Here is an 8,395-nt window from a genome sequence, read left to right on the forward strand (position 1 = left end):
CCTGATTCAATAAGCTGTTACTTAGTCGTTTATGACTTCAGTAATTGGCTTAGATCTTTGGCATCCCAATGAGGGAAGTGCTTGCGTACCAATGCGTTGAACTCAAGTTCAAATGCAGAGAAGTTACCGACTTGCTGTTCAACAGAGTCCAAACGGTCTCGAATCAAACCAGCACCAACCGTCACGTTAGTTAGGCGGTCGATAACAATGAAACCACCGGTATCGGCACTCTCACGGTATTTATCCAGCGCGACAGTCTCGTTCAATGACCATTCACACAAACCAATACCATTCAGTGGCAACTCATCAACAGCGTAAGTCGACAAGTTGTTGATGTCATATTGGTGACGAACCGTTTCAACCTGACCGACGGTTTTCTTGCCTGCGATTTTGATGTCGTAGGCTTTGCCCGGTTGCAGTGGTTGCTCTGTCATCCATACGATGTCAGCCAATACATGGTTAGTTGATTCAATTTGAGCATTTTCCAGCACAATCAAATCACCACGGCTGATATCGATTTCATCTTCAAGAGTCAGTGTTACTGCCAAGCCCGCTTGTGCTGATTCAAGTTCACCATCAAAAGTCACAATGCTTGCCACCTTAGAGGTTTTACCTGAAGGCAACGCCTTGATTTCATCACCCACGCTGACACGACCAGAAGCCACGGTGCCGGCAAAGCCACGGAAATCTAAGTTAGGACGATTGACATACTGCACAGGGAAACGGAATTCGCCCGCAGAACGTTTTTGGTCAATGTCGACGTTCTCTAACACTTCTAATAGAGATGGACCTTCAAACCATGCAAGCTCTTTACTTGGCGCTGCAACGTTAATGCCTTCAAGCGCGGAAACCGGCAGAATTTGAATGTTAGTTTCGCCTTCTAGGTTTTCAGCAAACTCTAGATACTGATCGCGAATCTCTTCAAAACGATCTTGCGAGTACTCGACGAGATCCATTTTGTTGACTGCGACGATGAAGTGCTTCAAACCAAGCAGGTTAGAAATAAACGAGTGACGACGTGTTTGATCCAGAACGCCCTTACGAGCATCAATTAAGATCACCGCTAGATCACACGTTGAAGCGCCGGTTGCCATGTTGCGCGTGTACTGCTCATGCCCTGGGGTATCAGCAATAATGAATTTACGCTTTTGAGTCGAGAAGTAACGATAAGCCACATCGATAGTAATCCCTTGCTCACGCTCAGCCTGCAAGCCATCAACAAGCAGTGCTAAATCAGGCTTCTCACCTGTGGTACCCACTCGTTGGCTATCAGAGTGAACCGCTGCTAGCTGATCTTCATAAATCTGTTTTGTATCATGGAGCAAGCGACCGATTAACGTACTTTTACCGTCATCTACCGAGCCACAAGTTAAAAATCTAAGCATAGATTTATGCTGATGCTGACTTAGATAACCTTCAATCCCTAGTTCAGCCAATTCGGCTTCTACTGCACTATTCATTTTTCTTTCCTTAGATTCTTAGAAATAACCTTGGCGCTTTTTCAGCTCCATAGAGCCCGACTGATCATGATCAATCGCTCGACCTTGACGCTCACTAGACGTCGCCACCAGCATCTCTTCAATAATGCCTGTTAGCGTATTCGCCTCAGATTCAACCGCTCCGGTTAATGGGTAACAGCCTAAAGTACGAAAACGAACGCTTTTCTCTTCAATCACTTCACCTTCTTGCAGCTCCATACGGTCATCATCAACCATGATCAGCATGCCATCACGCTCAACCACAGGGCGTTTGTCTGAAAGGTAAAGTGGAACAATATCGATGCTCTCTAGGTAGATGTATTGCCAGATATCAAGCTCAGTCCAGTTAGATAGTGGGAAGACACGAATGCTTTCGCCCTTATTAACCTGACCGTTGTAGGTGTGCCAAAGCTCTGGACGCTGGTTTTTTGGATCCCACGTATGGTTCTTATCGCGGAAAGAATAAACACGTTCTTTCGCACGAGATTTTTCTTCATCACGACGCGCACCACCAAAAGCCGCATCGAACCCATACTTGTTTAACGCCTGCTTAAGGCCCTGTGTTTTCATGATGTCAGTGTGCTTCGAAGAACCATGTACAAATGGGCTACAACCCATCTCAATACCTTCTGGGTTCTTATGTACTAAAAGGTCGAAGCCGTACTTTTTAGCCGTACGATCACGAAACTCAATCATCTCGCGGAATTTCCAATCCGTATCTACATGCAATAGCGGGAATGGAATCTTGCCTGGATAAAACGCTTTGCGAGCTAAATGAAGCATCACAGAAGAATCTTTTCCGATGGAGTACATCATCACTGGGTTATCAAACTCAGCCGCTACTTCACGGATAATATGAATACTTTCCGCTTCGAGCTGTTTTAGGTGGGTTAAACGTTCTTGGTCCATTTCAGTGCTTCCTTTAAGGCTCGCGTTACGAGCAATTCATTACTTGGTCTTGCCAAGCAAGGGATTTAACTCATCCACTTGAGTGAATGGGAGTATTGGCACTAGAAGAAAACAGAAGCTTCGTTTTGAGCTATCCTTGCTATTCATCTGCCTGATACGTCCTTGATATAGGCATTATGACGAGCCTCTCATATTACTGGAAATTCTAAAATTTCATTTTTTATTCGAAAAGCTGATAAGGGATTGGATTTACCGATAAGCAGGTGAAATGAATGGACTAATATTATCGATATCAGTGCGCATCGATTGAGCAGCTTTGGGAGGCGTCTTGCAGAACACCATAAAGTAATCGATCTAAGTCACGAATTAACATTCGTTGTAATCATTGTTTCATTCGGTTTTGTTACATTACGCAACGAATTTTCTACTATCCACTTTGGAGCTACAAAATGAAAGTTGCAATGAAACCTTTGTCATTAGCTGTACTTGCGGGTCTTGGTTTGACTTTAGCAGGCTGCACAACAACACCAGATACCGATGAAGTGATTAAATTACGTGTCGTAGAAACGACGGATATCCATACCAACCTAATGGATTACGACTACTACAAAGACAAGCCATCGAAAAAAATTGGCTTAGCACGTACTGCAACTCTAGTAAAAGAAGCTCAAAGCGAAGTAACCAACAGCGTATTAGTTGATAACGGTGACTTGCTGCAAGGTAGCCCAATGGGTGACTACATGGCAGACAAAGGCATCGAAGCGGGCGAAGTTCACCCTGCATACAAAGCTATGAACCAACTAAGCTACGACGCTGCAAACCTAGGTAACCACGAATTCAACTACGGTCTTGAGTTCCTAGAAGAATCGATCAACGACGCTGATTTCCCGTACATCAGTGCTAACGTTTACGACGCAGAAACCAAAGAACACTACTTCACGCCTTACATCATCAAGACGCACACGTTCAAAGATACTGCTGGCGTAGAGCACGAAGTAAAAGTGGGTTACATCGGTTTTGTTCCACCGCAAATCATGACGTGGGATAAGAAGAACCTTGAAGGTAAAGTGATCGCTCGCGATATCATTGAGACGGCTAACGAGTTAGTGCCTCAAATGAAAGCGGAAGGCGCTGAAGTTATCGTTGCTATCCCTCACTCAGGCGTATCAACTGACCCGTACAAAAATGGCGAAGAGAACTCAACTTTCTACCTATCTGAAGTAGACGGCATTGATGCGATCGCATTCGGCCACTCTCACGCAGTGTTCCCAGGTAAAGGTTTTGATGACATTCAAGGCATCGACAACGAAACTGGCACAATGAACGGCGTTGCGGCGGTAATGCCTGGTCGTTGGGGTAGCCACGTTGGTGTTATGGATCTAACACTTGCACAAAAAGACGGTAAGTGGGAAGTTGTTAAAGGCCAATCAGAAGCGCGCCCTATCTACGACAAAATCGAGAAGAAATCTCTTGCTGCAGCTGATGAAGGTATCGTAACAGCATTAGAAAAAGACCACGCTGGTACTCGTGAGTTTGTTAACCAACCGATTGGCAAAGCAGACGATGTGATGTACAGCTTCTTGTCTCTAGTACAAGACGATCCAACAGTTCAAATCGTTAACCTTGCACAGAAAGATTACGTTGAACAGTTCATCCAAGGTGACCCTGACCTAGATGGTACGCCAGTACTTTCAGCGGCTGCACCATTCAAAGCCGGTGGCCGTAAGAATGATCCAGCGAACTTCACTGAAGTTGAATCTGGTCAACTGACATTCCGTAACGCAGCTGACTTATACCTTTACCCGAACACACTAGTTGCGATGAAGGTAACAGGTCACGAAGTAAAAGAGTGGCTTGAGTGTTCTGCTGGTCAATTCAACCAAGTTGATGTTAACTCAACAGCACCACAACAGTTGATCGAGTGGGATAACTTCCGCACTTACAACTTCGATGTTATCGACGGTGTTGATTACCAAATCGACGTAACTCAACCTGCGAAATACGATGCAAACTGTAAAGTCGTTAACCCTGACTCACAGCGTATTGTTGGCCTAACTTACCAAGGTAAGCCAATCGACATGAAGCAAGACTTCCTGATCGCAACCAACAACTACCGTGCATACAGCGCTAAGTTCCCAGGCACAGGTGAAGACTTCATCGCATTTGATGCACCAGATGAGAACCGTACTGTTCTTGCAAACTACATCTCTCGCGTAAGCAAAGAGCAAGGTCAAGTGAGCCCAAGCGCTGATAACAACTGGTCATTTGCGCCAATCAAAACGGATAACAAACTGGATATCCGCTTTGAAACATCTCCAAGCGACAAAGCGGCAGAGTTCATCAAAGAAAAGGGTCAATACCCGATGAAACGTGTTGCGACTGACGATGTTGGTTTTGCTGTTTACCAGATTGACCTAACTAAATAGATTACCCAGTAATCCATAGTTAACGTTCTGAAAGGCTGAGTTTAACGACTCAGCCTTTTTCTTTTGTTATTTATAAATCGAATCCACTGCCCTACTTTTCTCACCGTAAACGCCCGCTAGTTCAATACCCAAACAACACCACTCAAACCGTCAATCGATTTAAGTCCACACAAAAAAACACTAATCAGCTGTAAGTTTTTCTCTGCTCCTCCTGTCTATTTAATTTACTACACTCAATGAATGGCCAATAAGCCATTCATCTATAGGATAGATAAGGGTATTTGATGAGCACCGTCGAGAGTATTCAAGCATGGTTAAATACAGGAGAAGAATCGCTGCTATGGCTGATACTTGGCATTATCGCGCTTTCTTACTTGCTTGAAGATCTGGCGATTGTTACAGCGGCAGGTTTAGCCACTCAAGGACTCATGCTTCCTCAATATGCGTTGCTTGCTATTTTCATCGGCATTGCCACCGGTGATCTCGCTCTCTATTACCTAGGTAAATCAGGACGTTATTTCCGAGGCGTCCGTTACAAAGCCCTCACCAATCGATACTTTCGTGCACTTCGTACTAAATTACGTCAAAACGCTTTCAGCAGTCTTTTTGTCATCCGCTTTATTCCTGGGCTTCGTACCGTCGGTTTTACCTTAAGCGGCTTTTTCGCAATCCCACTGCCTACTTTCTTGTTTGCCGTTATTAGTGCCACTGCGCTCTGGACTGGCATTGTCTTCTCTGCCATCTACTATTTAGGGACATCAGCGTGGCTACAAGCCTCTGAATATCAATGGATCATCATCCCGTGTGCCATCGCTTTGCTGTTTATCGGCAATCGATTAATGAATAGAACCTACTCTAGAGGATTATCATGAGTTCACCGCAAGATATTCGCATCATTCCAGCACATCAAATCAATGCAGGTATGCCCTTGCTTGAAAAAGATACCGTGCGCAGTGTCTCTCCTTATGAGTTTCTTCCAACGTGGTTCTTCTACACGCCAGTGGTGATTCAAAGCCTGATGCAAGGGTTACGGCACTTTGACTGGGCGCTGCCGCTCATCGCCAACCCGAGTATTAAGTTAAGCGGCATGGTCGGCGAATCAAAACACGAGATACTGAGCCTTGCCGGATCATCGAGTCAGCGCTGGATCTCTCCGTTTATCACCTTAACCAAAACGGATCTTAGCAGTAAGAAACAAGCCGAAGATGCGCGCAGCGCACTCATACAGTCGGATCTCGATTTCCCGATTGTGGCCAAACCGGATCTTGGCTGTCGAGGTGTTGGCGTTAAGCTGATCAACACACAAGATCAACTTGAGCAGTATATTGAATCTTTCCCAAATAATGCTCGCTTTCTATTGCAAGAAAAGGCGCCTTATCAAGCCGAAGCGGGTGTTTTCTATGTTCGCTACCCAAACAAAAAGCAAGGCGAGATCATCTCGATCACACTCAAATACGCACCAATGGTGGTGGGCGATGGCAGCTCGACACTCAAGCAGTTGATTGAAAATAGCCCGCGTGCTGGGCAGCTTTGTCACCTGTATCTACCGAGACATGAAGATAAATTGGATCAAGTGCTCGCAGAGGGCGAAGAGTTCCAACTCGCGTTTGCAGGCAGCCATAGCCGTGGTTGTATCTTCCGAGACGGCAATCAATACATCACTCAGGCTTTAACCGAACGCTTAGATGAAATATTCGACGACTTCGATGGCTTTCACTTTGGTCGACTCGACGTCAAATTCAAGGACATGCACAGCCTAATGAACGGCGAGGACTTCACTATCCTTGAGGTCAATGGCGCAAGCAGTGAGGCCGGGCACATCTGGGATCGCAACACACCGCTGCGAGAGATATTTTCGACGCTACTCCTGCAATACCGCATTCTTTTTGATATTGGCGCTCAACAGAAACAAAGAGGCCACCAGCCTCCTTCTTTTAAGAGCTTATTTAACGCGTGGCAAGAAGAGCGACGTCTTGTTCAACAATATCCGACCACCGATTAACTTTGTACGAGGATCATGAATGAACCCCATAGCCCAACCGAGCGCCCTCACTTCTTTATCTCCTAGTATCAAGGGAGCGGTAGAGATATTGAATCAGGGTTTAGAGTTTTTGTTAGCCATATCGGACAGCGACTATCTGACACGAGCAAAGCCGCACGTCACAAGTTCTATTGGTGAGCATACTCGTCACACGCTCGATCTTTTTCACGCTTTGATTTTAAAAGAGAATGCGACCGTTGATTACAACACCCGTCGTCGTGGTCACCCCGTCGAATTCGATAGGTCTATTGCGTTGAAAGAGATCCATTACGTGATCAACTGGCTTGAACGATTAGACCGCAGAGATCTCGAAGCGCCTATCATGATCCAAACCGAAGTTTCAATGGATACACAAGTATTCGCCAACCTGCCCTCGACGCTAGAAAGAGAGGTCACCTTTGCCGCGCTGCATGCCAATCATCATTACGCGATGATCAAGGTGATCACGACCTTTCTTGATGTCGAAACATGCAACACCTTCGGTTATGCCCCAACCACCAGCAGCTATTTGAGGGAGCAATAATCATGTGTTCAGTATCTTGGCTGCTTGAAGACAATGGCTATCAGGTCTTCTTTAATCGTGATGAACAAAAGACACGGGCACTGGCGATGCCACCTAAACAATATCGAGTTAACGGCGTCGATATCATCATGCCACTCGACCCAACCGGTGGTGGTAGCTGGATCAGTATCAATGAGTTCGGGCTTTCGTTATGCCTACTCAATAACTATCAAGGCATCGTACCTGATGGCCTTTTAGTCAGCCGTGGTTTGTTGCTCAAGAACTTATCATCGAGTCGTAATATCAGTCAGCTCTCTGAAGCATTTCATAAGCTCGATCTGCACTCTTTTGCCCCATTTACCTTGCTGGCTTTCGCGCCGAACTTAACTCAACACCATGGTTTGGTTATCGCCTATATGTGGGATGGCATTCAACAAAAAATAGTCGAAACCGATTCTCCGCTCTTCTCATCCGGTGTTGATTTAGAGCGAGTACAAGCCTACCGACAAGCAAAATACGATCAGCTTATGGCAACGGGTAAGAATCAACAGAACTTACTTCAGTTTCACTCTCACCATCACAGCGAACAACCTCATTTAGCGACCTGTATGCATCGTGAAGACGCGCACACCGTGAGCTTTACACATTTACGCAATCTACACGGCCAAGCCTCGATGTTTTACGCACCCGGCTCGCCTTGTGAACCCATTAAACCATGCCAGATAAATCAACAGCGTTTTACCTTCGATTTATCACCAGCAATCAATCTATAGATGGAGTCCATCATGAGAAAACTATTAACCATGGTCATGCTACTTGTTAGCCCATATGTATTTGCCGCCGATGAAATCTACACAGGGTTCTTTAGCAGTAAGGCGCTCGATGGCTACGACACTGTGGCTTATTTCACTTCAGTGTACCGTCCTAAATATGGTTGACACATTTCCAACATGAAATTGGAGAGTGTCATGAAAACAACAAGTAGACGTACTCAACGAGATTATTCTCTTGCCTTTAAATTGGCAGTCGTAAGCCAAGT

Annotated in this window: 7 protein-coding genes and 1 pseudogene; 6 read left to right on the top strand and 2 right to left on the bottom strand. The window is 45.5% G+C overall.

Features of this window, described 5'->3' with window-relative positions:
- Nucleotides 1-29 precede the first annotated feature (29 nt).
- Nucleotides 30-1,460, bottom strand: a complete 1,431-nt coding sequence (cysN, locus tag L3V33_RS22265; protein WP_017083766.1) for a sulfate adenylyltransferase subunit CysN — start codon at nucleotides 1,458-1,460, stop codon at nucleotides 30-32.
- Nucleotides 1,461-1,478: 18 nt separating this feature from the next.
- Nucleotides 1,479-2,423 carry a sulfate adenylyltransferase subunit CysD gene (gene cysD, locus L3V33_RS22270; protein WP_226088532.1) on the bottom strand — a complete coding sequence of 315 codons (945 nt, stop codon included), beginning with the start codon at nucleotides 2,421-2,423 and terminating at the stop codon, nucleotides 1,479-1,481.
- Between the two features lie 413 nt (nucleotides 2,424-2,836).
- Between cysD and L3V33_RS22275 the strand changes: the two genes are divergently transcribed.
- The 6 genes and pseudogenes from L3V33_RS22275 to L3V33_RS22300 all read left to right on the top strand — a co-directional run.
- Nucleotides 2,837-4,813 carry a bifunctional 2',3'-cyclic-nucleotide 2'-phosphodiesterase/3'-nucleotidase gene (locus L3V33_RS22275; protein ID WP_114634046.1) on the top strand — a complete coding sequence of 659 codons (1,977 nt, stop codon included), beginning with the start codon at nucleotides 2,837-2,839 and terminating at the stop codon, nucleotides 4,811-4,813.
- A 284-nt stretch (nucleotides 4,814-5,097) separates the two neighbouring features.
- Nucleotides 5,098-5,685, top strand: coding sequence for a DedA family protein (locus tag L3V33_RS22280; protein WP_237291208.1), 588 nt, complete (start codon nucleotides 5,098-5,100; stop codon nucleotides 5,683-5,685).
- A complete protein-coding gene (locus tag L3V33_RS22285; protein ID WP_114634048.1) occupies nucleotides 5,682-6,815 on the top strand; it encodes a D-alanine--D-alanine ligase in 1,134 nt (377 codons plus the stop codon). Before L3V33_RS22280 ends, L3V33_RS22285 begins: the two co-directional genes overlap by 4 nt.
- Nucleotides 6,816-6,834: 19 nt before the next feature.
- Complete coding sequence (locus L3V33_RS22290) at nucleotides 6,835-7,377, top strand: DinB family protein (RefSeq protein ID WP_114634049.1); 543 nt, start codon at nucleotides 6,835-6,837, stop codon at nucleotides 7,375-7,377.
- Between the two features lie 2 nt (nucleotides 7,378-7,379).
- Nucleotides 7,380-8,129, top strand: coding sequence for an NRDE family protein (locus L3V33_RS22295; RefSeq protein ID WP_102340810.1), 750 nt, complete (start codon nucleotides 7,380-7,382; stop codon nucleotides 8,127-8,129).
- 12 nt (nucleotides 8,130-8,141) lie between these two features.
- Nucleotides 8,142-8,270 (top strand): annotated as a pseudogene (locus L3V33_RS22300) (YHS domain protein); the annotation flags it as partial.
- Nucleotides 8,271-8,395 lie beyond the last annotated feature (125 nt).

The sequence above is a fragment of the Vibrio sp. A2-1 genome, assembly GCF_021728355.1.
GTDB lineage: Bacteria > Pseudomonadota > Gammaproteobacteria > Enterobacterales > Vibrionaceae > Vibrio > Vibrio splendidus_K.

Coding starts and splice junctions, on each gene's coding strand:
- L3V33_RS22290 (WP_114634049.1), top strand. CDS start 6,835: ATGAACCCCATAGCCCAACCGAGCGCCCTCACTTCTTTATCTCCTAGT.
- L3V33_RS22275 (WP_114634046.1), top strand. CDS start 2,837: ATGAAAGTTGCAATGAAACCTTTGTCATTAGCTGTACTTGCGGGTCTT.
- L3V33_RS22295 (WP_102340810.1), top strand. CDS start 7,380: ATGTGTTCAGTATCTTGGCTGCTTGAAGACAATGGCTATCAGGTCTTC.
- L3V33_RS22285 (WP_114634048.1), top strand. CDS start 5,682: ATGAGTTCACCGCAAGATATTCGCATCATTCCAGCACATCAAATCAAT.
- L3V33_RS22280 (WP_237291208.1), top strand. CDS start 5,098: ATGAGCACCGTCGAGAGTATTCAAGCATGGTTAAATACAGGAGAAGAA.
- cysN (WP_017083766.1), bottom strand. CDS start 1,460: ATGAATAGTGCAGTAGAAGCCGAATTGGCTGAACTAGGGATTGAAGGT.